General features: G+C 71.8%; 23 protein-coding genes and 1 tRNA gene. 8 read left to right on the top strand and 16 right to left on the bottom strand.

The window, feature by feature from the left end; all coding sequences use genetic code 11:
• Positions 1–20: 20 nt before the first annotated feature.
• The 6 genes from ACYU7L_RS23290 to ACYU7L_RS23265 form a co-directional block, all read right to left on the bottom strand.
• Positions 21–1,070 carry a hypothetical protein gene (locus ACYU7L_RS23290; protein WP_460801654.1) on the bottom strand — a complete coding sequence of 350 codons (1,050 nt, stop codon included), beginning with the start codon at positions 1,068–1,070 and terminating at the stop codon, positions 21–23.
• 104 nt (positions 1,071–1,174) lie between these two features.
• Positions 1,175–1,247: transfer RNA gene (locus tag ACYU7L_RS23285), tRNA-Asn, on the bottom strand.
• A gap of 90 nt (positions 1,248–1,337) precedes the next feature.
• Positions 1,338–1,853 (bottom strand): hypothetical protein, encoded by a 516-nt coding sequence (locus tag ACYU7L_RS23280; protein WP_460801651.1) that lies wholly within the window; start codon positions 1,851–1,853, stop codon positions 1,338–1,340.
• Complete coding sequence (dnaG, locus tag ACYU7L_RS23275) at positions 1,850–3,742, bottom strand: DNA primase (RefSeq protein WP_460801647.1); 1,893 nt, start codon at positions 3,740–3,742, stop codon at positions 1,850–1,852. The genes ACYU7L_RS23280 and dnaG overlap by 4 nt, the downstream gene beginning before the upstream one ends.
• Positions 3,743–3,811: 69 nt before the next feature.
• On the bottom strand, positions 3,812–4,726 hold the full coding sequence (locus tag ACYU7L_RS23270; protein WP_460801645.1) for a 2-hydroxyacid dehydrogenase: 915 nt from the start codon (positions 4,724–4,726) through the stop codon (positions 3,812–3,814).
• 10 nt (positions 4,727–4,736) lie between these two features.
• Positions 4,737–6,020: a deoxyguanosinetriphosphate triphosphohydrolase gene (locus tag ACYU7L_RS23265; protein ID WP_460801641.1), complete on the bottom strand. Its 1,284-nt coding sequence runs from the start codon at positions 6,018–6,020 to the stop codon at positions 4,737–4,739.
• A gap of 100 nt (positions 6,021–6,120) precedes the next feature.
• Here ACYU7L_RS23265 and ACYU7L_RS23260 point away from each other — a divergent pair, with 100 nt between their 5' ends.
• Positions 6,121–6,816 carry a HEAT repeat domain-containing protein gene (locus tag ACYU7L_RS23260; RefSeq protein WP_460801639.1) on the top strand — a complete coding sequence of 232 codons (696 nt, stop codon included), beginning with the start codon at positions 6,121–6,123 and terminating at the stop codon, positions 6,814–6,816.
• Here the strand turns inward: ACYU7L_RS23260 and ACYU7L_RS23255 are convergent.
• The 6 genes from ACYU7L_RS23255 to ACYU7L_RS23230 all read right to left on the bottom strand — a co-directional run bounded on the left by ACYU7L_RS23255 (position 6,785) and on the right by ACYU7L_RS23230 (position 12,418).
• Positions 6,785–7,420, bottom strand: coding sequence for a M15 family metallopeptidase (locus ACYU7L_RS23255; protein ID WP_460801637.1), 636 nt, complete (start codon positions 7,418–7,420; stop codon positions 6,785–6,787). The two genes, ACYU7L_RS23260 and ACYU7L_RS23255, sit on opposite strands and share 32 nt — an antisense overlap.
• A 219-nt stretch (positions 7,421–7,639) precedes the next feature.
• Entirely contained in the window at positions 7,640–8,554 is a 915-nt protein-coding gene (locus ACYU7L_RS23250; protein WP_460801636.1) for an SH3 domain-containing protein, read from the bottom strand.
• Between the two features lie 136 nt (positions 8,555–8,690).
• A complete protein-coding gene (gene dusB, locus ACYU7L_RS23245; protein WP_460801634.1) occupies positions 8,691–9,830 on the bottom strand; it encodes a tRNA dihydrouridine synthase DusB in 1,140 nt (379 codons plus the stop codon).
• Positions 9,831–9,867: 37 nt separating this feature from the next.
• Positions 9,868–10,584: a hypothetical protein gene (locus tag ACYU7L_RS23240; RefSeq protein WP_460801632.1), complete on the bottom strand. Its 717-nt coding sequence runs from the start codon at positions 10,582–10,584 to the stop codon at positions 9,868–9,870.
• 62 nt (positions 10,585–10,646) lie between these two features.
• Complete coding sequence (locus ACYU7L_RS23235; protein WP_460801629.1) at positions 10,647–12,044, bottom strand: glycine--tRNA ligase; 1,398 nt, start codon at positions 12,042–12,044, stop codon at positions 10,647–10,649.
• Positions 12,045–12,097: 53 nt separating this feature from the next.
• Positions 12,098–12,418 (bottom strand): antibiotic biosynthesis monooxygenase family protein, encoded by a 321-nt coding sequence (locus tag ACYU7L_RS23230; protein WP_460801627.1) that lies wholly within the window; start codon positions 12,416–12,418, stop codon positions 12,098–12,100.
• 99 nt (positions 12,419–12,517) lie between these two features.
• Between ACYU7L_RS23230 and ACYU7L_RS23225 the strand changes: the two genes are divergently transcribed.
• Genes ACYU7L_RS23225 through ACYU7L_RS23210 form a run of 4 tightly spaced genes read left to right on the top strand, consistent with a single transcriptional unit; the run spans position 12,518 to position 15,744 of the window.
• Positions 12,518–13,486, top strand: a complete 969-nt coding sequence (locus ACYU7L_RS23225) for a metal ABC transporter substrate-binding protein (RefSeq protein WP_460801626.1) — start codon at positions 12,518–12,520, stop codon at positions 13,484–13,486.
• Positions 13,483–14,349 carry a metal ABC transporter ATP-binding protein gene (locus tag ACYU7L_RS23220; protein ID WP_460801624.1) on the top strand — a complete coding sequence of 289 codons (867 nt, stop codon included), beginning with the start codon at positions 13,483–13,485 and terminating at the stop codon, positions 14,347–14,349. Before ACYU7L_RS23225 ends, ACYU7L_RS23220 begins: the two co-directional genes overlap by 4 nt.
• Positions 14,346–15,353 carry a metal ABC transporter permease gene (locus ACYU7L_RS23215; RefSeq protein WP_460801622.1) on the top strand — a complete coding sequence of 336 codons (1,008 nt, stop codon included), beginning with the start codon at positions 14,346–14,348 and terminating at the stop codon, positions 15,351–15,353. The genes ACYU7L_RS23220 and ACYU7L_RS23215 overlap by 4 nt, the downstream gene beginning before the upstream one ends.
• Entirely contained in the window at positions 15,340–15,744 is a 405-nt protein-coding gene (locus ACYU7L_RS23210) for a Fur family transcriptional regulator (RefSeq protein ID WP_460801619.1), read from the top strand. The genes ACYU7L_RS23215 and ACYU7L_RS23210 overlap by 14 nt, the downstream gene beginning before the upstream one ends.
• Positions 15,745–15,747: 3 nt before the next feature.
• Here the strand turns inward: ACYU7L_RS23210 and ACYU7L_RS23205 are convergent, their stop codons facing one another.
• The gene (locus ACYU7L_RS23205; RefSeq protein WP_460801617.1) at positions 15,748–17,448 is read right to left on the bottom strand and encodes a sensor histidine kinase; all 1,701 of its coding nucleotides are present in this window, start codon (positions 17,446–17,448) and stop codon (positions 15,748–15,750) included.
• An 86-nt stretch (positions 17,449–17,534) separates the two neighbouring features.
• Positions 17,535–18,299: an isoprenyl transferase gene (locus ACYU7L_RS23200; RefSeq protein WP_460801614.1), complete on the bottom strand. Its 765-nt coding sequence runs from the start codon at positions 18,297–18,299 to the stop codon at positions 17,535–17,537.
• A gap of 97 nt (positions 18,300–18,396) precedes the next feature.
• Between ACYU7L_RS23200 and ACYU7L_RS23195 the strand changes: the two genes are divergently transcribed.
• Complete coding sequence (locus ACYU7L_RS23195; protein ID WP_460801611.1) at positions 18,397–18,873, top strand: MarR family winged helix-turn-helix transcriptional regulator; 477 nt, start codon at positions 18,397–18,399, stop codon at positions 18,871–18,873.
• A gap of 10 nt (positions 18,874–18,883) precedes the next feature.
• Here ACYU7L_RS23195 and recO read toward each other — a convergent pair whose 3' ends face one another.
• Both recO and ACYU7L_RS23185 read right to left on the bottom strand, forming a co-directional pair.
• A complete protein-coding gene (gene recO, locus ACYU7L_RS23190; RefSeq protein ID WP_460801609.1) occupies positions 18,884–19,612 on the bottom strand; it encodes a DNA repair protein RecO in 729 nt (242 codons plus the stop codon).
• An 18-nt stretch (positions 19,613–19,630) separates the two neighbouring features.
• Positions 19,631–20,500, bottom strand: coding sequence for an alpha/beta fold hydrolase (locus ACYU7L_RS23185; RefSeq protein WP_460801607.1), 870 nt, complete (start codon positions 20,498–20,500; stop codon positions 19,631–19,633).
• Positions 20,501–20,574: 74 nt separating this feature from the next.
• Between ACYU7L_RS23185 and ACYU7L_RS23180 the strand changes: the two genes are divergently transcribed.
• Positions 20,575–21,069, top strand: a complete 495-nt coding sequence (locus tag ACYU7L_RS23180; RefSeq protein ID WP_460801605.1) for a GNAT family N-acetyltransferase — start codon at positions 20,575–20,577, stop codon at positions 21,067–21,069.
• Positions 21,070–21,109: 40 nt separating this feature from the next.
• On the top strand, positions 21,110–23,899 hold the full coding sequence (locus tag ACYU7L_RS23175; protein WP_460801601.1) for an ATP-binding protein: 2,790 nt from the start codon (positions 21,110–21,112) through the stop codon (positions 23,897–23,899).

Below are 23,899 nucleotides of genomic sequence, written 5' to 3'. Positions count from 1 at the left end.
CACGGAGGGCCGGACCGGGCTCACAGCCCTCCGCTCGTGCCCTCCAGCAGGAGCGTCGGGATCCGCCCCTGCCCGTCGCGTTCGGTGGCGAGGACCGGGCTCACGGGGGTGCATGCCAAGGTCCGCACCTCACACGTGACGACCCGACGCGCCCGCAGGACGTTGTCGGCGTGGCTGGGGTCGATGTGCTCCGCCGCACCATAGAAGGTGTCCTCGTCGACCCACCCGGCCAAGGTGAAGTGCCGCCCGGACGCGCGGATGCGGCGCTGCTCGCCCGTGTCCGCGTCGTACGCCACGGCGCGAGCGGGCCACACGCCGACGTCGAGGATCGTGCTGCGGTCCGGGGAGAGCCGCCCCGACGCGAGCATCGAGGACTCCGCCAGCTCACGATGTGCGCCCGCACCGCGGATGCTCACGTGGAAGCCGTCCGTGAAGAGCGTCTCGGCATAGCCCTCGTAGACGTCGATGCTGTCGGGGTCCTTCGTCGCCGGGATGATCGACCCGTCGTCGAGCTGGATGGAGGAGCCGTCGAAGAAGATCCGCTCCTCGCTCACGCCGTGCAGCAACGGCATGATCTCGCCGTACAGGACCGCCAGGTCCTCGCCGGGATCAGGCTCCTCGTCAGGGGTGCGGTAGAGCTGCTCGCCGGTGCGGGTGTCGAACGCAGCGACCTGGACGACGTGGGTGCCGTAGTCGTCGGTCGGGCCGCGGGACTGGTCGACGACGGCGAGCACCGACCGGTCCGCGGAGACCGCGATGTTGCTCTGCCCGAGGTCACGCACCTCCTGGGTGCTGCCCGCGGCGCTGGTGAACATCAGCGTGTGGCCCCGCATCCAGTAGACCCCGGTGGCACCGAGCACGAACTGGTCGACCCGGTCGCCGAGCTGCAGGGTCTGCTCCCCCACCTGGAGCGTGCCCTCGTGGAACCACGCGGGGACGGCGACGTCCCACTCGGACGGCCCCACCGGGAGAGCGAAGGGCTTGTCTGCGGGGGTGCTCGTCGCTCTCTCTCCGCACCCGGCCAGAGCGAGGCACGCGAGCACGGCTACGGCGAGCCCTCTGAAGCGCATGAGACGAGCGTACGGCGGGACTCGACCTCGTCCGGCGCCCCCCAGGTCGAGCAGGACAAAGGGCCTCTGACCTGCGTTTCCGCAGGTCAGAGGCCCTTCAGGTGCTCCCCCGGTTGGACTCGAACCAACAACCCTCCGGTTAACAGCCGAATGCTCTGCCAGTTGAGCTACAGGGGACCGCTAGGCAGCGTGGAAACATTAGCAAGAGCGTCGGTCCAAGCGAAATCGGCCCCCGAATTCAGACGCGACCCGAGCTGGACCTGGTCCTCAGAGGTCGCCGACCTCGGACCGCGCGTCGGCCAGCGCCTGGGTCGCGAGCTCCGCCACGGCGGGGTCCTCGGGGTCCACCCCCTCGTCGTACTCGAAGAACCAGCGCATCGGCCGGTCCCCGCGCGGGGCGCGGCGCGCGATCACCGCCAGGCCCTTGCGGCCCTCGACGCTCACCCGGCGCTGGAGCACGATGCTCGCCGTGACCCGCTCGCGCACCAACTGCAGGAGCAGCGCCGGATCGGTGAGCTCGAGCCGGTGGTCGGGACGGACGGTGCCCCAGCTGCCGACCTCGGTGACCCGCAGCCGTGAGCCGTCGGCGTCCCAGTCGGCGCCCTCGACGTCCTCCCAGGGGATGCGGACGGCGTCCTGCCCGGGGGCCACCTCGGAGTCGGCGGGCAGATAGACGGCGTCGCGGGTGCCCACCACGAATCGTCCGTCCGGCGTGGCGGCCCAGGCGAGGGCCTTCTCCCCCGCAGGCAGCACCACGTCGGGTCGCTCGCGGCGGCGGATCACGACGACGCCCCGATCGCGAGCTCACGCAGGCTGCGTCGGTGCTGCTCGAGCGCCACCAGCTCGCCGAACATGCGGTTGTAGTCCACCGCGTGATCCACGGGGTTGGTCCGCTGGAGGCGGGACTTGAGATCGGCGATGCGGCGCATGGCGGTCAGCTCCTGGAGCCGGTAGACGTGGGCGGCGACGTAGGTCGCGTCGGGCTCGCGCAGCAGCGGCTCGACCGCCAGTGCGCTGATCGCGGCGGCCGCCTCGGGGTCGGCTGCGCTGTCACGCACCTTCGAGGCCCACCCGGGGTCACTGGTGCCGGCCGCTGGCCCCCCGGAGGCGTGCACGGCCTGCCAGACGGTGCGGTAGGTCGGGTGGGTGAAGTCGTTGTCGGCGACGTCGCCGATCACCGCGCCGACCTGGGCCGGGTGCTGGATGACGAGCTTGAGCGTCTCGCGCTCCAGGGAGAAGCGTGGGTCGCGCAGGTCGGGGAGCTGACGCCGCGGCGGTTGGGCGGACTCTGCCGGAGGCGTCGAGGCGCGGCTGGAGCGCTGCTCGGGTGGCTCGGAGCGTCCGCGCGACTGGGCGCGCTTCACCTCCGAGCGAGCCTGCTCGACGTCGACCCCCACCATTCCGGCGATCTCCCGGGCGAAGGCGTCGACCTTGGAGCGGTCCCGCACGCTCGAGACGAGGCGGGCGGCCTCACGGACGGCGTCGACCCGGGCGTCGGCCCGGTCGAGGTCGTACTTGCTGACGATGTTGGTGAGCACGAAGCGGTACAGCGGCACCCGCTTGGCGACCAGCTCGCGGACCGCGGCGTCGCCCTGGGCCAGGCGGAGGTCGCAGGGGTCCATGCCGTCGGGCTCGACGGCGACGTAGGTCTGGGAGACGAAGTTCTGGTCGCCGGCGAAAGCTCGCAGCGCGGCCTTCTGACCCGCCGCGTCGCCGTCGAAGGTGAAGATCACCTCGCCGCGGAACTCCTCGTGGTCGTGCATGAAGCGGCGCAGCACCCGCGCGTGGTCGTCCCCGAAGGCGGTGCCGCAGGTGGCGATCGCGGTCTTCACCCCGGCCAGATGACAGGCCATCACGTCCGTGTAGCCCTCGACGACCACCGCCTGGGAGCTGCGCGCGATGTCGCGACGAGCCAGGTCGAGGCCGTAGAGCACGTGGCTCTTCTTGTAGATCGGGGTCTCGGAGGTGTTGAGGTACTTCGCGTCGATGCGGTCGTCGTCGAAGATCCGTCGCGCGCCGAACCCGATGGTGTCGCCACTCGCGTCGCGGATCGGCCACAGCAGCCGGCCACGGAACCGGTCGTAGGTGCTGCGTCCCTGCGCGACGAGCCCGGCGATCACGAGCTCCTCGTCGCGGAAGCCCTTCTGCCGGAGGTGGCGCAGCAGCGCCTCTCCGTCACGGGGGGCGAAGCCGACGCCGAAGGTCTCGGCCGCCTGCTGGTCGAAGCCGCGGCCGCCGAGGAACTGGCGCGCCACCAGGGCGTCGGGCGTCGCGAGCTGGTCGGCGTAGAACTCCTGGGCGATCCGGTTGGCCTCCACCAGACGGGTGCGCGGTGGGCCCTTGGGGCGCTGGGCGGCCTCGTCGCCCTCCTCGCGTCGCAACTGCACGCCGTACTTGTCGGCGAGCTTCTCGATCGCCTCGACGAAGCCGAGACCGTCGATCTTCATCAGGAAGGCGATCACGTCGCCGCCCTCGTTGCAGCCGAAGCAGTGCCAGAACTGCCGGGCGGGCGTGACGTGGAACGACGGGGACTTCTCGTCGTGGAAGGGGCACAGGCCCTTCTGCGAGCCGCCGCCGGCGTTGCGGAGCGTGACGTAGTCGGAGACGACCTCGTCGATGCGCGCCTTCTCCCGCACCTCGGCGATGTCCTCATCGCGGATCTTCCCAACCACAGGCGGAGTCTACGGCTCAGCTGGGCGGGGCGGACCCGGCCTCCACAACAGCCAGGCCAGCAGGCCCGATCAGTAGTCCACGGTCATCTGGTTGGCGAGCGGCTCCCCCGCCGCGAAGCGGGCCAGCTGGGCCTGCACCAGGCGGTGGGCGCGCGGCCACATCGCGCTGCTGGCGCCGCCGACGTGGGGTGAGACCAGCAGTCCGGGCGCGTCCCAGAGAGGGTGGTCGGCGGGCATCGGCTCGGTGTCGACCACGTCGACCGCGGCAGTGATCCGCCCGGTGTGCAGCTCGGCGAGGAGCGCGTCGGTGTCGACCACGGCGCCGCGGGCCATGTTGACCAGGAGGGCGCCGTCGCGCAGGCGGGCCAGGAAGGCCGCGTCGACCAGCCCCCGGGTCTGGTCGGTCAGTGGCACGATGAGCACGACGACGTCGGCGCTCGGCAGCAGGTCCAGGAGCTCCTCGAAGGCGTGTACTCCCTCGCGGGCGGTGCGGGCGACCCGGACGACGTCGGCCTCGAAGGCCCGGACCCGGCGCTCGATGGCCTGACCGATCGCGCCGTAGCCCACCAGCAGCACCGTCTTGTCGGCCAGCGACTCGCTCCAGCGCGGCTCCCAGGCCGACCGGTCCTGGGCGCGCACGAAGTCGGGGAGACCACGCAGCGAGGCGAGGATCAGGGCCAGGGTCAGCTCGGCGGTGGACGTGTCGTGGATCCCGCGTCCGTTGCAGAGGGTGACGCCGGCGGGGACCTTGGCCCGCACGTTGTCGACACCGGCCGACAGCGTCTGCACCGCCTTGAGGCTGGTCATCCGGGGCAGCACGTCACCGACGTCGCTGCTCATCCGGTAGGGCGTCACGTAGAGCTCGACCTCGGTCACGCTGTCGGGAACGTGCTCGGCCGGGTCGACCACCTCGTAGCGCAGGCCCTGCGGCACGTCACCGAGGAGGGCGGGGTCGAAGGGCAGCCAGACGAGGGGTTCGCTCATCTGGCCGAGACTACGTGCAGAGGCGCTCGTGCCAGGCGAGGGCGCTCGCGTCCGTCAGCGAGGCGACCTGGTCGATGACCACGCGCCGTCGGGCGGCGTCGTCGCCCGCCGCCGCCCAGTCGCCGGCGAAGGGCCCCTCCAGGGTCTGCGGCGCTCGGCTCCAGACCGTCTCGACGAGCTCGGCCATCAGCTGACGCTGACGCTCCATCAGCGCCACCCGGTCGTCGGCACGCATCACATAGTGAGCCGCGATCCCCTTGAGCACGGCGATCTCCAGACGGGTCGTCTCGGGCACCACCAGGTCGGCGCGGTAGCGGACGAACGGGCCGTCGCCCGCCGCCCAGGTCGCCGCCTGGACGCTGCCGCAGAACCGGCCCACGAGGTCGCTGGTGAGGTTCTTCAACGCGGCCAGGCCGCGCCGGCTCCCGTCGTACGACGCGCGCGGCCAGCTGCCCTGGGTCTGCAGACCGGCGAGGATCGTGTCGAGGGTGGCGTCGTCGGCGGTGGGGACGTACCAGTCGCGGACCGTCTGCCACACGTCGTGACGCTCGGCGTCGAGCACCGTGAGGTCGATGCGGCCGGCCACGATGCCGTCCTCCACGTCGTGCACCGAGTAGGCGACGTCGTCGGCGAGGTCCATCACCTGCGCCTCGAGGCAGCGGGCGGTCCCCTCGACACCGGCGCGCATCCAGTCGAAGATCGGCCGGTCGTCGTCGTAGACACCGAACTTGACCACGAAGCGCGGCGAGCCGTCGGCGTGCATGCCGGTCGGCGGCTCGGCGGCGCTGCGGGGCCAGGGGTACTTCGTGCACGCGTCGAGGGTGGCCCGGGTCAGGTTGAGCCCCACCGACGCGGCGCCCGGACCGTCGCCGGCGAACGTCTTGGCCTCGAGCCGGGTGAGCAGGCGGAACGTCTGGGCGTTGCCCTCGAAGCCGCCGCAGTCGGTGCTCAGCTCGGCCAGCACCTGCTCGCCGTTGTGCCCGAACGGCGGATGGCCCAGGTCGTGGGCGAGCGCCGCGGTCTCGACGATGTCGGGGTGACACCCCAGGGCGCGCGCCAGGTCACGGCCGACCTGGGCCACCTCGAGGCTGTGGGTGAGTCGGTTGCGGACGAAGTCGTCGGACTGGGGCCCGACCACCTGGGTCTTCCCCGCCAGGCGTCGGCTCGCGGCCGCGTGCACCACGCGGGCGCGGTCGCGTTCGAAGGCGGTGCGGATCGGCGCGTCGACCCGCTTGGGCGGCTCCTCGACGACGCGCTCGCGCGAGGTCGCGTCGTACAGCTCCAGGTAGTCCATCGCCCGTGACCCTAGTCCTGGGCACCGACACGGGCGTCGCGAGGCTCCATGACCTTCGGCCCCTGCGCCCGGGACGGTCGAGTCCCTAGCGTGGCACGACATGGGCAGGACCGAGGACTACCGCTGCGAGCTGGCCGCGATCGACCCGTCCGCATGGCCGGGCTATCTCACCGAGCACTCGGCACTGCCCGGCCCCCGCGCCAACCTGGAGCTGGCCGCTGCCGTCGCCGAGCTCGGCGACCGAGCCCTGTTCGACGGCCTCCTCGACACCGACGACGAGTACCTCACGTTCTGCGGCGTGCGCGGCCTCGGCTCGCTGGCTGCGGCGAGCCCGGAGGACCTGCTCCCCCGGCTGCACCGTCATGCCCGTGACCAGCGCTGGCGGGTCCGAGAGGCAGTGGCGATGGCGCTGCAGCGTCTCGGGGACGACGACCTGCCGCGGCTGATCGAGGTGGTCCTCGCCTGGGCGGACGACCCCGATCCCCTCGTGCAGCGCGCCGCGGCCACGGGCATCTGCGAGCCCCGCCTGCTGGACACGGCGCAGGCCGCCGCGGCGGCGGTGGAGGTGTGCCGCCGCATCACGTGCTCGCTGGCCGAGCGGCCCGAGCTGACTCGTCGCGAGCACGATGTGCGCACGCTGCGCAAGGCGCTCGGCTTCTGCTGGAGCGTCGCTGTCGCCGCCGACCCAGCCCCAGGGCTGGAGGCGTTCGCGCAGCTGGAGGAGGACGACGATCCCGACGTCACGTGGATCGTGCGCGAGAACCTCAGGAAGAAGCGTCTGCTCCGGCTGCGCTGAGGTCGCCGGGAGCAGGCGCGGTTGGGCCGTAGATGGCAGCGGGCCGGTGGGTGAGCCGGGCCCAGTAGCGGTCGCCGTACGACCAGTGCCACCACTCGGTGGGGTAGTTGACCAGCCCAGCGGCCACCAGGGCATCCGCGAGCAGCCGGCGGTGCCGCCGCGCCTCGGGGCTGAGACCCGGGGCTGCGAAGTAGCACGCGCCCTGGCTCTCCTCGGGCGTCGCGTTGATGGGCGTGCCCATGTCGACCTCCTCCCCCGCGGGGCCGACCAGCGTCAGGTCGATGGCCGCGCCGCTGACGTGCGGGGCGACCCCGGGAGGCGACACGTAGCGGCTGGCCAGCCGGTGACTCTCCGCGGGCTCGAGGTCGGGGTCGTCGACCAGGAGCTCACGGCGGTAGCTGTCGAAGTAGTGCCGCTGCAGGGCGTCCGGGCGGTAGCCCTCGACGAGGAGCAGCCGGTGGTCGTCGGGGAGCAGGGCCTGCGCTCCAGCAGGCGGGTGACCAGGCTGCTGCGGAGATGGGCGTAGGCGCCCGACTCGTCGACCTTGAGCGCGGCCAGCCGGAGGTCCGGGACAGTGCGCACGTCGACCAGAGCCTCGCCGCACTCCCTGACCGGGGTGCCGGAGACGCGGGGATCGCCCATCAGCAGGATGTCGCTCACGAGATCAGGTCTACCCGAGTGGCGGGCTCGCACGACGTACGGCGCGCGGCGCCGGCTGGCGTCGTACTCCCAACACGAAACGGTCACTTCCCACATGAACCTTCACGTGGGAAGTGACCGTTTCACGAGTTAACTCGTGAAACGCACAGGAGCCGACCCCGGATCAGTACGTCGTGACGTGCACGTGGTCGTAGTGGTTGGCCGTGGACGAGCCGCGGTCCGACATCGAGCGCCAGCCCTCGCCGGCACGCTCGACGGACCAGATCTTCTGGGCGTAGATCAGGTAGGACACGCCGAGCTCGGCGTAGTTGGCGCGGACGAACTCCGCGACCTCCCAGCCGCGGTCGCCGCTGACCATGATGTCCACGGCGAGGCCCTGGCTGTGCTCGCCGTCGCTTCGGAAGGTTCCGTACGTCGTGATCTCGGGGAACGCGGCACAGACGGCCTGGTGGACGGCGGAGACGTTCGGGCTCACGCCGCTCGCGACCGCGGTGCCGTTGGTGCACTCGCCGCCGATGCCCTCGACGGGCTCCTCGTCGGAGAGGTAGCCGGCGGTGACCCAGAAGGCCGTCCGCTTGATGACGATCTCCTCGCGGCCGGACTCGGCGCGCCCGGTGACCAGCACCTTCTCCCCGGCGTCGACGACGCCGAGCTGGCGGGCGTCCTCGCCGGGGGCGTCCCAAAGGTTGAGGTTCTCGGTCGTCCACAGCTCGGTGTCCGCCTGCAAGACGGCCTTGCGGGTGGCCGCGGCCTCGGCCTTGGCGGCACGGGCGGCGGCCTCGGCCTTGGCAGCGCGGGCGCGCTTGCGGGCGGCCTTGTCCTGACGGACCTCCTCGACCGCGGCGGCGTCGGCGGGCAGCAGGGCCCCGCGTCCGCTGGCGCGCGAGACGACCTCGCGGTCGGTCACGTCACTCAGGGAGCTGCTGGCACGGAAGACGTTGTCGCTGGGGGCAGGATTGTTGCCGAGGACGCCGAGGCTGACGGCGGAGATGGTTGCGAGCACCGCGATGGGCGCTGCCACGAGTGCTGCAGTGGGCTTACGGCGGGCAACGGTGTCCCGCTTGTGGCTGTTTGCCACAGCGCTGATCCTTTGCTGTTGCTGTCGGGGGAACGCCCGGGAAACGGGGATGGAACGACCTGGGCGCAGATGCGAGTGAAACACATTCGCTGGGGGCGTGCAGCATTCGGGCCCCCCTCACAGGCCGTGTTCCGAGTCACCCACCCGAGGTCTCGCCGGCGTCCTCCCGCAGCGTCTGACCCCGACCGTCGGTGTCGTCGAGCCATCCGTCGGGCAGGGCGACCCGCTTGCGCGGGGAGCCCTGCCGCCCGCGCGGCGAGCCCAGCTCGGCGACCGGATAGGGGGCGTCGGGATCGAGCTCGGCCAGCAGCACGTCCAGGGAGGCGAGGCTGTCGATGAGCGCGAGCGCGTGGCGCAGCGGACCACCGGCGGGGAAGCCCTTGAGGTACCACGACACGTGCTTGCGGAACTCCTTGCAGCCCCGCTCCTCCCCCATGTGCTGGCACAGCAGCTCGGCATGGCGTCGCATCATCGCGCGCACCTCGCCGAGCGTGGGCAGCGTGGCGACCTGCTCCCCGGCGAACGCGGCGGCGAGGTCGCGGAAGAGCCACGGCCGCCCGAGGCAGCCTCGCCCCACGACCACACCGGCGGCGCCTGTCTCCTCCACCATCCGGATCGCGTCGGCGGCCTCCCAGATGTCGCCGTTGCCGAGCACGGGGATGTCCACGTGCTCGACGAGCCGGGCGATCGCCTCCCAGTCCGCCTGGCCGGAGTAGGCCTGCTCCACCGTCCGACCGTGCAGCGCGATCGCCGCGGCGCCGCTCTCCTGCGCGATCCGCCCGGCGTCGAGATAGGTCAGGTGGTCCTCGTCGATGCCCTTGCGGGTCTTCATCGTCACCGGCACGTCGTACGGCGCGGCGGCGCGCACGGTCGCCTCGAGGATGTCGCCCAGCAGCCCCCGCTTCCACGGCAGCGCACCCCCACCACCCTTGCGGGTGACCTTCGGGACCGGGCAGCCGAAGTTGAGGTCGATGTGCGCCACGCCGTACTCGGCACACAGGATCTCGGCCGCCTTGCCGACATAGATCGGGTCGGTGCCGTAGAGCTGCACCGAGCGCACGGTCTCGAGCTCGTCGAAGACCAGCATCGACTTGGTGACGGCGTCGCCCTCGACCAGGCCGCGGCTGGTGATCATCTCGCAGACGTAGAGCCCGGCGCCGAACTCCGCGCACAGCCGCCGGTAGGCCGCGTTGGTGATGCCCGCCATCGGTGCCAGGACGACCGGGGTGGCGACGCGCAGCGACCCCAGGGTCAGCGAGGAGGGCAGCTCAGGCATGCCGCCTATTGTCCGGCGCACCCGCGGCGCACCCAAATCAGCCCTTCTTGCGGCCCTTGTCGCCCTGGTTCCCGGCCTTCTTGGCACCCTTGCGCCCCTTGGCGGGCGCCTCGGCGTCGGTCACGTCCCCGATCCAGGTGATCGGGTCGAAGGCCTGGGTCGGCCGGAAGCTGGCCGCCTGCAGCACCCCGCGGAAGGGCGCCAGGTAGACCAGGCACATCTCGGCCGTCGCGCCGGCAGGGAACTTCTCGGGCAGCGTCGTGCTGGAGCACGGGGCGAACTCGCTCTGGAACGTCGACTGCTGGATCAGCGTGTCCGAGGCGTCCACGATGTAGAGCGGGACCGGCACGCCCCCCAGGTCGGTCTCGCCGACGTTCTCGACCGAGACGTGCACGTAGTAGGGCGTGGAGCGCTTCGTGGTCTCGTCGAGCTTCCAGCCGGCGAAGGCCTTCATCGTCGCCTTCTCGAAGCTCTGCGGCGTCAGCGAGAGCGCCCCGGTGGTGTCGGCGCGCGGCTCCCAGGCCACGACGGCCGGCTCCCCCAGCGTCAGCTCCGAGCCCGGCTCGGTGAGCTCGACGCCCTCGGGCGCCTCGGGGTAGGCCGAGACCGTCTCGCTCGCCTCCGCCGAGGAGTCCGCCTTCGACTCGTCGTCGCCGTCGGAGCAGGCACTGAGGACGAGCAGGGCGGCGAGCCCTGCGGCGGCGAGGCGGACGACCCGCGACGGGGTGGCTCCACGAGGCAGGGGCGACGTCATGGCGTCATTGTGCATGACGTCACCCCTGGCCGAGCCGCCCCACGCGGGGCGCCGCTCACCGGTCAGCAGCCCAGCAGACGCTCGGCGAAGTAGCGCGAGATGCCGTCGAGGCTGATCCGCTCCTGGCTCATCGAGTCGCGCTCGCGCACGGTGACGGCGTTGTCGTCGAGGGTCTCGAAGTCGACGGTGACGCAGTACGGCGTGCCGATCTCGTCCTGACGGCGGTAGCGGCGGCCGATGGCGCCGGAGTCGTCGAACTCGACGTTCCAGCTCTGCCGCAGCTCGGTGGCGAGCGCCTTCGCCTTGGGCGAGAGGTCGGCGTTGCGCGACAGCGGGAGCACCGCGACCTTGACGGGCGCGAGGCGCCGGTCGAGGCGCAGCACGGTGCGGGTGTCGACACCGCCCTTGGTGTTGGGCGCCTCGTCCTCGGTGTAGGCGTCGACGAGGAACGTCATCAGGCTGCGTGAGAGGCCGGCCGCCGGCTCGATGACGTACGGCGTGTAGCGCTCGTTGCTGGCCTGGTCGAAGTAGGACAGGTCCTGGCCCGAGTGCTGCGAGTGCGTCTTCAGGTCGAAGTCGGTGCGGTTGGCGACGCCCTCGAGCTCACCCCACTCGGAGCCGGCGAAACGGAAGCGGTACTCGATGTCGACGGTGCGCTTGGAGTAGTGGCTGAGCTTCTCCTGCGCGTGCTCGTAGTGGCGCAGGTTATCGGGGTCGATGCCCAGGTCGGTGTACCAGCGGGTCCGCTCGTCGATCCAGTACTGGTGCCACTCCTCGTCCTCCCCGGGCTTGACGAAGAACTCCATCTCCATCTGCTCGAACTCGCGGGTGCGGAAGATGAAGTTGCCCGGGGTGATCTCGTTGCGGAAGCTCTTGCCGATCTGCGCGATGCCGAAGGGCGGCTTGCGCCGGCTCGAGGTGACCACGTTGGCGAAGTTGAGGAAGATGCCCTGCGCGGTCTCGGGACGCAGGTAGTGCAGCCCGCTCTCGTCCTCGGTGACGCCGAGGTGGGTCTTCAGCATGCCGGAGAACTGGCGCGGCTCGGTCCACGCGCCGCGGGTGCCGCAGTTGGCGCAGGCGATGTCCTTGAAGTCCACGGCGTCGGGGTCGTCGAGCCCCTTCTTCTCCGCGTAGGCCTCCTGCAGGTGGTCGGCGCGGTAGCGCTTGTGGCACGACTGGCACTCGGTCAGCGGGTCGTTGAACGTGTCGACGTGACCGCTGGCCTCCCACGTCTGGCGGGGCAGGATCACGCTGGAGTCGAGGCCGACGACGTCCTCGCGGGCCTGGACCATCGCCTTCCACCACTGGCGCTTGATGTTGTCCTTGAGCTCGACGCCGAGCGGTCCGTAGTCCCAGGCCGAGCGGGTGCCGCCGTAGATCTCGCCGCAGGGGTAGACGAAGCCCCTGCGCTTGGCGAGGGACACGACGTGATCGACGATGGACGCGGGCGGCTTGGCCACGGGACTGCTCCTGGGGGATCGGGACCGGCCGGCTGGCTGCCGACCGCAAGCGCTCAGCCTAGCGAGCGGGTCACCGCGGTGTTGACGTCGCCTCCGGGCACCACGACCTCGTAGGCGGACGGCTCGTCCAGGGCCTGCGCGAGCAGCGCGACGGCCCCCACCTTCACGTCGTACGACGAGAGCGCGCGGCGGTAGGCGCCGACGTGCTCCCACTGCGTGGTGAGCACCCAGAGCGCCGGCTCGTCGACGTTGCGACCCACGGTGCCGTGCAGATAGCCGGGCCGGGCCGCGAGCAGCGCATGCGCGGCCTCCAGGTCGCGACGGAACTCCTCGGCGCGCTCCGCCTCGACGCGGAACCTGTTCACGACCAGCATCCGCCCACCGTAGCCATCCGCAGTCGACGGCGGCGCCGACACCGACCAGAGACAGCCTTCGAATTGACAATCATTCTCATATTGCTGAGAATCGTTCTCATGAGCCTCCCCCTTCTGCGCACCGGCGCCCTCACCGTTGGCACCGCCCTCCTGCTGGCCGGGTGCGGCTCGTCGTCGGACGAGGGCGCGACGAACGGCCCGGAGGTCGCCGCCGCGTTCTACCCCCTCGCGTACGTCGCCGAGCAGGTGGCCGGAGAGCACGCCAGCGTCACCAACCTCACGACGCCCGGGGGCGAGCCCCACGACCTCGAGCTGGCCATCAAGGACACCGCCGAGCTGGCGGGCGCGGACCTCGTGCTCTATCTCGAGGACTTCCAGCCGGCCGTCGACGCCGCCGTGGAGGAGAACGCCGGGGGCGCCACTCTCGAGGTGGGCGACGTCGTGGGCCTCCAGCCCTTCGCCGAGCACTCCGACGAGGGGCACTCCGACGAGGCACACTCCGACGAGCACGAGGACGAGGCGCACGAGGAGGAGGATGGGCACGACCACGGCGACGACGACCCGCACTTCTGGCTCGACCCCCTTCGGATGGCCGACCTCGCCGACGCGGTGGCCGAGGAGCTGAGCGACCTGGACGCCGAGCACGCCGACGACTACGCCGCCAACGCGGCCGCGCTGCGGACCGACCTCGAGGACCTCGACGCCGCCTACGAGTCGGGGCTCGCCTCGTGCGAGCGCGACCTGGTCGTCGTCAACCACGACGCCTTCGGCTACCTGGCGCGCTACGGGCTGCACCTCGAGCCGATCGTGGGCCTCTCCCCCGATGCCGAGCCGACCGCCGCCGACCTGGACCGGCTGCAGCGGCTGATCCGCGAGGAGGGCATCACCACCGTCTTCTCCGAGAGCCTGGTCAGCCCCAAGACCGCCGAGACGCTCGCCTCCGACGTGGGCGTGGACGCCGACGTGCTCGACCCGGTCGAGGGACTCTCGGACCAGACCAGCGAAGAGGACTACGTTTCCCTCATGCGCGCGAACCTGACCGCCCTGCAGGAGGCGAACGGCTGTTGAGCCTCGACTCTCCCCTCCCCGCCGCCGCGGGCCCCCTCACAGATCCCCCCGCCGAACCGGTCGTCGAGGTCCGCGAGGGCTGCGTCGTGATCGCCGGCCGCCCCATCCTGCGCGGCATCGACCTGACGGTCGGCGCGGGTGAGTTCGTCGCCCTGATGGGGGCCAACGGGTCCGGGAAGTCGACGCTCGTGCGCGCGATGACCGGTCTGCGCCCGTTGGCCAGCGGCGAGGCCCGTCTCTTCGGGACCCCCTTGCGCACCTTCAAGGCGTGGCAGCGCGTCGGCTTCGTGCCTCAGCGGCCCGGCGCCGCCAGCGGCGTACCGACCTCGGTCGCCGAGGTCGTCGCCTCCGGTCGCCTCACCCGCCGCCGGCTGCTGCGCCCGATGAACGCCGCCGACCGGCGCGCCGTGGCCGAGGCGCTCGAGGTCGTGGGCCTCGCCGACCGCGCTCGCGACGGGGTCTCCACGCTCTCCGGCGGTCAGCAGCAGCGGGTGCTGATCGCCCGCGCCCTGGCCGGGGAGCCGGAGCTGTTCTTCCTCGACGAGCCCACCGCGGGCGTCGACCTGCCCAACCAGCTGGCGCTGGCGGACGCCCTGCAGGTGCTCTCGGGACGCGGCGCGACGATCGTGCTCGTCGCGCACGAGCTCGGCCCGCTCGCACCGCTGGTGCACCGCGCCGTGGTGATGCGCGACGGTCGGATCGCCTACGACGGGGTCCCGGTCAGCCCCGAGGACGTCCACCACCACGCTCTGCACGAGATGGGCCAGCTCGGTCATCACCACCCCGTGGCCGCCCGCCACGACCACACGCCCCACGTCGGCTCTCCGCTCGACCCCGCCGACCCCGAGGACCACGTCCGATGATCGACCTGCTCTCCCTGGAGTTCATGCAGCGCGCGCTCGTCGCCGCGCTCTTCACCGGCTTCGCCGCACCGGTCGTCGGGACCTACCTGGTCCAGCGCCGTCTCGCGCTGATGGGCGACGGCCTCGGTCACGTCGCTGTCACCGGGGTCGCACTGGGCCTGATCACGGGCACCTCGCCGACCTGGACCGCTGTCGCGGTGGCCATCCTCGGTGCCGCACTCATCGAGATCATCCGTGAGAGAGGGCACGCCAACGGCGACGTCGCGCTCGCGCTGCTCTTCTACGGCGGCATCGCCGGCGGTGTCCTGCTCACCGGACTCGGCGGCGAGAGCGCGTCGCGGCTCAACCAGTTCCTGTTCGGGTCGCTGACGTCGCTGAGCGACACCGACGTGTGGTTCACGGTCGTGCTCTCGCTGGCGGTCGTGGCCCTGGGGGTCGGTCTGCTCCCCCAGCTGTTCGCCGTGGCCCAGGATCAGGAGTTCGCGCGCGTGGCCGGACTCAACGTGCGGGCCTACAACCTGCTGGTGGCCGTGCTCGCTGCGGTGACCGTGACCGTCGCGATGCGCACGGTCGGCCTCCTCCTGGTCTCGGCGCTGATGGTGGTGCCGGTGGCCACCTCGCAGCAGGTGATGCGCTCGTTCCGCTCCACGCTCGGCGTGGCCACGGTCCTCGGGGCCGCCGCCGCCCTTGGCGGCCTCCTGCTCGCGGCCTGGCTCGGTCTCGAGCACGACGCCCGCGTCGCCACGGGCCCGACGATCGTGCTGCTCTCGCTGGGCGGGTTCATCGTCACCTGGCCCCTCGGCGTCTGGCTGCGCCGACGCCAGCGCGTCCGCACCCCGTTCCCCTCGCTCCCCGGCGAGGAGGGCGCCGGCCCCGCCGAGGCGCACCCTCACGTGCACGGCGACGGCTGCGGCCATCCCGCCGTGGAGCACGGCGACCACGTGGACTATCTCCACGACGGGCACCGCCACGCACCGCAGGGTGGGCACTATGACGAGCACTGACCCGCCCGCCGTACGACCCACGCGTCAGCAGCGCGCCGTCATCGAGGCGCTCGAGGCGTGCTCGGACTTCCGCTCGGCCCAGGAGATCCATGAGCTGCTCGGCAGACGGGGCGAGCAGGTCGGCCTGGCCACGGTCTATCGCACGCTGCAGCGCCTGGCCGAGCGCGGCGAGGTCGACCTGCTGCGCTCGGAGGACGGCGAGGCGTCCTACCGGCGCTGCTCGCAGACCCACCATCACCATCTCGTGTGTCGCGGCTGCGGGGCGACCGTCGAGGTCGAGGGGCCGACCGTCGAACGGTGGGCCTCGTCGGTGGCGGCACGGCACGGCTTCTCCGAGGTGAGCCACACGCTGGAGATCTTCGGGACCTGCCCCGACTGCCGCGCCGCCTGAGGGTCAGCCCTCGGCGGAGGTCACCGGCAGGCGCACCCGGAACACGCTGCCCCTCCCGACCTCGCTGTCGACCTCGATCCGGCCACCATGGCTCTCGACGATCGCCTTGGTCACGCTGAGCCCCAGGCCGATCCCCTGCACCGAGCGCTCCTCCGCGTCACGGGAGCGGAAGAAGCGGGTGAAGAGCCGAGCCCGGTCAGCGGCGTCGATCCCGATGCCGTTGTCGGCGACCGTGAGCTCGATGCGCTCGCCGTCGCGGCCCAGTGTCACCTGGACACGGCCTCCGGCCACGGAGTACTTCACGGCGTTGGAGACCAGGTTGTCGACCACCTGCGCCATCCGCTGGGCGTCGACCAGCGCCGAGAGGCTCTCGGGGACGTCCACGTCCAGCTCGATCTGTGCCGCCCGCGCCGCCGGCAGCGCCGCCTGGACGCTGTCACGGACGATCCGCGCGAGATCGGTCCTGGTCCGCACGACGCTCATCGGGCCGTCGTCGAGCTGCGCGGTGTGCAGGAGGTCGGCCACCAGACGCAGGAGCCGCTGGCTGTTGCGCGAGACCACCTCCAGGTGCGCCGGGACGTCGCACGGGAGATCGTCGCGCTCCTCGAGCATCTGCACATAGCCCATGATCGAGGTCAGCGGCGTGCGCAGCTCGTGGGAGACCGAGGCGATGAACTCGTCCTTCACCGCGAGCGCGCTCATGAAGTCGGTGACGTCCTTGTAGGCCATCGCAGCGCCGGCGAACCTCCCGTCCTCGGAGCGCACGCTGCGCGCCGACACCGAGAGTGCCCGACGGCTCAACGGGTCGGCCCCTGTCCAGATCCGGCAGTCGTCGAACTCCTCGCCGCGACTGGCCCGGTAGGTCGGCATCTCCTCCGTGGTCAGCACCGTGCAGCCGTCGGCGCCGTACACGTCCCCCGTCTGGCCGGCGAAGCCCCTGTGCCCGTCGGGATAGGCCAGCCGCATGAAGTCCTGGTGCCGACGGTTCATGCCCGCGTAGGCACCGTCGCGGTCCAGCAGCACCAGCCCGACGTCGACCGTGTCGAGGATCGCCTCCGAGACCCGGCGCTGGTGCTCGATGGTCTCGAGAGCACGGGAGAGGTCCGCGCCGCGGCGCTCGGCCTCGTCGCGCTCCATCTGCACCCGCTCGAGACCGGCCGCCACCACGAGCGCGACCGATCCCGACACCACCGTGATGAGCAGCACCCGTGACAGGTTGGCGCCGTCGCCGCTGCCGAAGTAGGCCACGCTCGGCGCCACCACGAGCAGCAGGGACGCCGCGAGGGCCCCGACCGCCCCGCGTCGGCCGAACCGGCGCCCCAGCCACAGCGCCGGGACGATCACGAGGACACCCGCGCCGCTGCCCGCGTCGCTGAGTCGCGCCAGGCCCGCGGCCGCGACGTCCAGCACCGGCAGCCCCGCCAGGGCCACGTGCGGGAGGCGGGCCCACGGCAGCAGCCAGGCGAGCACGCACCCGATCAGGACGAGGGCGACGCCGACCCCTGGCCACGACGCGACGGCGATGTCGCTGCCGGTGATCGCCCGCAGCGCGAGATCCAGGAACAGGAGCGCGGTGAAGCCGACCTGCAGGAGCCAGGGGGGCGGATCGTCGGCGAGCAGCAGCGAGCGCACGTGCTCGGCCGCAGGTCGGTTCATCGCCACCCCCATCCAGGCGACCCCCTGGTCCGGGATCGACGCAGCCACGATGACAGACGAGCCGGTGTCGCGGCAGCGATTGACTCGGATCGGCAGGTACGACGTGACGAACCGTCGTCAGGTCGGGTGCCGCCTCAGGTGTTGGGCTGGGCCCCGCCGTAGCGCCGGTCGCGGCGGGCGTAGGTGTCGATCGCCGCCCAGAGGTGGCGCCGGTCGACGTCGGGCCACAGCACGTCGCTGAACACGAACTCCGAGTAGGCCGCCTGCCAGAGCATGAAGTTCGACAGCCGCTGCTCCCCGGAGGTCCGCCACACCAGGTCCGCGTCGGACTGCTCGGGGACGTAGAGGTGCCGCGCGAACACCTTCTCGTCGACCTTCTCCGGGTTGAGCCGGCCGGCAGCCACCTCGCGGGCGATGGAGCGCGCGGCGTCGGCCACCTCGGCGCGACCGCCGTAGTTGACGCACATGGTCAGCGTCAGCACGTCGTTGTCGCGGGTCAGCTCCTCGGCCACCTGGAGCTCACGCACCACCGACTTCCACAGCCGCGGGGCCCGCCCGGCCCAGCGCACGCGGACCCCGAGCTCGTGCATCTCGTCGCGACGACGCCGGATCACGTCGCGGTTGAAGCCCATCAGGAAGCGCACCTCGTCGGGCGAGCGCGACCAGTTCTCGGTCGAGAACGCGTAGGCCGAGATCGCCTTCACCCCGATCTCGATGGCACCCTCCACGACGTCGAACAGCGAGCTCTCGCCCTGCTCGTGGCCGGCTGTGCGCGGCAGCCCGCGCTCCTTGGCCCAGCGACCGTTGCCGTCCATCACGATCGCGACGTGACGGGGCACCAGCTCGCGCGGCACCGCCGGGGGTCGCTCACCGGAGGGCAGGGGGGTCGGGGGTCTCACGGCGCGCTTCACAGCGAAAGCCTAGAACGACGGCTGCGGACACCTATGCTGTCCCCGGTCCGCACCCTCCGGAGGTGCGGCAGAGGAGGACGCCGCGGTGGCCAGCATCGACCAGGAGATTGAGCACCAGCTCTTCATGCTCTTCCGGCGCACGTTCGCCATCCACGTGGTGACGTCGAGCGGCGAGTACGAGCTGGACCGGTCGACCTACGGCATCCTCTGTCTGCTGGCGGACGAAGGCCCTCAGCGCCTGGGCAAGATCGCGTCGGCCTTCAGCCTCGACCCCTCGACCATCACCCGTCAGGTCCAGGCGGTGGTCCGCCTCGGTCTCGCGCAGAAGGCCGTCGACCCCCAGGACCGCCGCGCCAGCATCGTGACGCTGACCGACGAGGGCAGCTCCGCCGTCGAGCGAGCCCGCGGCCACCGCCGCGAGATGCTGGCCACGATCCTCGCGGACTGGACCACCGAGGACCGCGCCGAGTTCCTCCGGGGGCTGACCCGCTTCAACGACACGATCTCGGAGTGGATCGAGACCGACACCGTGCCGGTGCAGGCCCCGCCCGCCGGCGACTAGGCGTCCCTGCTCAGCGCTCGACGTACTCCAGCGACCGCAGGCCGCGCTCGAGGTGCCAGGCGACGTAGGCCGACACCAGGCCGCTGGCCTCGCGCCGATGGCGCCCCTCGGCGGCGTCCACCACCGCCCACTCCCCCGCGAGCAGCGCCCCCAGCAACCGGATCGTCTCCGCCGGCGGGGAGGCCGAGCCCGGCAGCCGGCATCCCGGGCACAGCACGCCACCGGCCGAGGGGTTGAACCACCGGTGCGGCCCCTCGAGACCGCACCGCACGCAGTGGTCGAACGACGGCGCGTAGCCGGCGACCGAGAGCGAGCGCAGCAGGTAGGAGTCCAGGACCTGGTGGGCGCCGTGCTCCCCGGCGGTGAGCGCACGCAGCCCGCCGACGAGCAGCAGGAACTGCTGAACGGCCGGCTGCCCCTCCTCCACCACGAGTCGGTCCGCGGTCTCGAGCATCACGGTGCCGGCGGTGTAGCGGTCGTAGTCGAGGCCGAGGCCGGCGGAGAACGGGTTGAGCGTCTCGGCCTGGGTGATGGTGTCGAGGCTGCGGCCCTCGGCGAGCTGGAGGTCCACGTGGGTGAACGGCTCGAGGCGCGAGCCCCACCGCGACGTCGTACGGCGAACTCCCTTGGCCACCGCCCGCACCCGCCCGCGGTGACGGGTCAGCAGCGTCAGGATGCGGTCGGCCTCACCCAGCTTGTGGGTGCGCAGCACGATCGCTTCGTCGCGGTAGAGGGGCACTCCCCCATTGTGCCGTGCTCAGGCCCCGGCGCGACGGCGGCGCGACGTGGCGCGCTTCTCGGGCCAGCAGGTGAGCGCGAAGCGGGTCGCCTCCTCGTCGAGGCGGCGCGGGCGGACCCGCCACTCGACGACGCTGGTGGCCCGGACGAACGTGGCGTTCGGCATCTCCTCCGCCAGCATGGCCGCGTCGGCGGCCGGGTGCAGCGGGTCGGAGGGGTGCCCCACGACGAGTGCCGGCATGGACAGCGCCCGTCGCTGCCGCGAGGAGGGTGCGATCCTTCCGAAGCAGACGCCGTGGACCAGCGCTGCCATCGGACCCGGCCGCTGGTCGAGGGTGTCCAGCCCGATCCCGAACCAGAAGGGCACGATCCCTCGCGGGACGGGCCGCGTGAGGCGCCGGACAGCGCTGACGGTCAGCGGAAGGAACCGGGCGGCGAAGAGCAGCGGCACCGCCGTGAGCAGCCCCGCCTCCAGCGCGTTGTCGAGGACCGGCATCTCGGCGATCAGCCCGCGCACCCGCTCGGGGGCGACGACGGCCACCTCGAGGGCGACGTTGGCGCCCAGCGACGTGCCCCCGATGACCGCCTGCTCTGCGCCGAGATGGTCCAGGAGCGCCACGACCTGCTCGGCGAAGGCGGTGGTGGAGTAGACCAGCGGATCCGCCGGCCGGTCCGAGCGCCCGTGTCCGAGCAGGTCGAGGGTGACCACGTGCAGTCCCGCCGCGGCGAGACTGCGCGCCAGGGGCTGGTGCATCCGACGCGGCATCAGCTGGCCGGGGACGAGGACGACCCAGGAGTCCCCCGAGCCGTACTCGGTGTATTCGAGGCGGTCACGCTCCCCACCGCTGCCGACGAAGAACTGCCCGATGCGTTCGGAGACCACGACCATGACCGCAATCTAGTGGCAGCCCGGTCGCCGTGCTGGGATCCTCCTCCGGTGAGCGCGTGTGAGCAGCCCCGGCGATGAGCAGAGTCGAGGTGCGCCGTCTCGGTGCGGACGACTGGCGCCTGTGGCGCGGGATCCGGCTGCGAGCACTCGAGGAGTCGCCCGACGCGTTCGGGTCCACCCTCGCGCGCGAGCTCGCCTTCGGGGAGAGCGAGTGGCGGATGCGGGCCAGCGACTCGATCGTCGTCCTGCTCGACGGGGAGGCCGTCGCGCTCGGTGGGTCGTACGGCGACCCGCCGGGCCCGCTGCAGGTGGTCGCGATGTGGGTGGCGCCCGAGCATCGTGGGCGCGGGCTCTCCACCCTCGTGCTGGACGAGATCATCGCGAGCGCCCGGGCCCAGGGGCGGGACCTCGAGCTGGACGTCGTCCGGACCAACGAGGTGGCCTGGCGGGTCTACCTGGCCCGGGGCTTCCGGCCGACGGGTGAGACCCAACGCCTGCGTCCGGGCTCGGAGCTCCTCGCGGAGCGGATGGTTCGGGCCAGGGTCACAGATTCGTGTCCTCCTCCCTGAAGTGCCCTCACCGCGCGTCTGAGTCGACCACACTGACCCCATGAGCCTCTCGGGACGGATCCAGCTCGCCCATCTGGGCGCCCTGGGTGCGTTGGTGAGCATCGTCGTCGCGGGGTTCCTCGCCGTCTCGGTGACGCCCGAGGACACGTTCGTCGCCCACTGGTGGCCGGCCGCGGGCATCGGCCTGGTCCTGATCGCCCTCGCCCCTCGACCGTGGTGGCCGTGGCTCGCCCTCGGGGTCACGGCCTGCTCGACCGCGGGCAACCATCTTGGGGGCGTCCCGCTCGGCCTGGCGGCGATGTTCGGGGTGGTCAACGCGGCCGCCGCCGTGATGGCGGGACTGTACCTCCGCGCCGACCAGCCGGACGGTCCGCACCTGCGCACGCTCGAGGACTTCCTGCGCCTGGTGCGCGCCGCTCTGATCGGTGCGGGGACCAGCGGTGTGGGCTTCGCGGTCCTGGCCGCCTTCACCGGCGCGGACCCCGTGGTGTTCGCGTTCCTCTCCGTGGCGGCGGCCAACGCCGCCGCCGACCTCGTGGTCGTCTCGCTCGTGCTGGCCTGGCGCCGGCCGACCGTGCCCTACCGACGCCAGGAGCTGGCCGTCCAGACCCTCGCCTTCGGTGCGGTGCTCGCGGTGGTGTTCTGTCCCCGGCAGTCGGTGTCGCTGGCCTTTCTGGCGCTGCCGTTCCTCGTCTGGGCGGGGCTGCGCCTGGGGACTCGGATCACCACCCTGCAGCTGATGGCCCTCAGCGTCGTCGTCACGCTGACGACGGCCCGCGAGCTCGGGCCCTTCGCTCGCGGCCTGGGGTCCGTGACCCTGGACACCCAGACAGCCGGCGCACTCGTCCAGGCCTACCTCGTCTGCGCGGCTCTGATGGCTCTCCCGTTGGCCGTCACCGTCGAGCAGCGTCGTGAGCTGCTGGCCGAGATCTGCGCCCGCGAGCAGCTCTTCCGACGCAACTTCGCCGACTCCCTGGTGGGGATGGCGCTGCTGCGCCAGGGCTCCGCGGGCCTCGAGATCACCGACATCAACGACGTCGCGACCTGCATGCTCGGCGGCGGCCGCGACACCCTGGTGGGTCGGCCCCTCGACGCGGTGGTCGAGACCGATGTCTCGATGCCCCAGGTCCTCGAGCAGCTCACCTCGGCCGGGGAGTGGCGTGACGATGTGCGGCTGCCGAACCGCCCCGGCTCTCGCCTGAAGATCGCCGTCTCGCCCCTGGCCGGGGTGCCGGGCGAGCCGGTCTTCTCCGCCCAGATCATCGACTTCACGCCCGAGCACGAGGCTCGCGAGCACCTGCGCGCCGAGCGCGAGCTCACCCGGGCCACCCTCGAGGCCACCGCCTGCATCATCCTGCTCGTCGACCTGCAGGGCATCGTCCAGCGGGCCAACCGGGCCACGACCACGATCACCGGCTTCACCCGCGAGCAGCTGGAGGGCCGGCCGGTGTGGGAGACCGTCGTGCCGCCGGCGGAGCGCGACCACGTGCGCGCTCTCTTCGCCCCCCTCGACGTCGACACCTTCCCCAGCTCGCAGGAGACCAGCACCCACCGGGCCGACGGGGGACGCCTGCGCGTGGTGTGGAGCAACGACGCGGTGCGCGACGAGACGGGGGCGGCGACCTACCTCGTCATGACCGGGCTCGATGTGACGGAGGAGCGCACCACCGCCGGCTTGATGACCCACCTCATCCAGGCCGACAACACCACGGCGCTGATCGGTCTCGACAACGCCGGCCTGATCACGGTCTTCAACACCGGCGCGCGTCACCTGCTCGGTCGCAGGGGCCAGCAGATGGTGGGTCGCCCCTTCACCGATGTCCTGGCCCCGTCGACGACGGTGACGTGGCCCCGCGACGCCGACGGCGGCCCGGACTTCGCCTCCCTCGTGGACACGCTGCGCCGCACCGGCACGCCGCAGCTCTCCGACAGCACCTGGATCACCGGGGCCGCCCGCGAGATCACGGTCTCGATGACCCTCAGCATCGTCAAGGACGCCTTCGGCAGCGCGATCGGCTTCCTGTGCGTCGCCCGCGACGTCACGGAGCAGCGCCGCGGCCAGATGATGCTGGTGGCGGCACTCGACAAGGAGCGTCACGCCGTCGACCGGCTTCGCCAACTCGACCGCGCCAAGAACGACTTCGTCTCCACCGTGAGCCACGAGCTGCGCACGCCGGTCACCAGCATCGTGGGCTACACCGAGATGCTGCAGGACGGGTCCGTGGTCGACGCCCTGCCCGAGCAGGCCCCGTTCCTGGACGCCATCGAGCGCAACGGGACGCGCCTGATCGCGCTGGCCAACGACCTGCTCACCCTGTCCGGGCTGGAGTCGGGCACGGCCACCTGGCAGCGTGAGCAGGTCGACCTGGCCCACCTGGTCTGCGAGGCGCGCGAGACGATGCGCCCCCTGCTCGAGGGACGCAAGCTCGACCTGGCCTTCGACGTGGTCGCCCACGAGGTGCTGGTCGACGGAGACCCGGCCCATCTCGAGCGGGTCCTGCTGAACCTGCTCAACAACGCCGTGAAGTTCACCGAGGACGAGGGCTCCATCACCTGCACCGTCAGCGTGGACGAGACGCGCGCCCTGCTCGTGGTGAGCGACACCGGCATCGGCATCCCGGTGGAGGAGCAGGCGGGGCTGTTCCAGAAATTCTTCCGCTCCTCCACGGCGCAGAGCCGCGCCATCCAGGGGACGGGCCTCGGGCTGTCTATCATCGCCTCCATCGTCGACGCGCACGGCGGCGCCATCGACGTCGAGTCGGCCCACCTGGCCGGCACGACGTTCACGGTGAGCCTGCCCCTCTCGGCCGGCGCTCGAACAGGAGGGTGA

The sequence above is a fragment of the Nocardioides pacificus genome (genome assembly GCF_054775955.1).
Note: the sequence above shows the minus strand (reverse complement) of the source record. Positions and strands in the feature narration are given on the sequence as shown.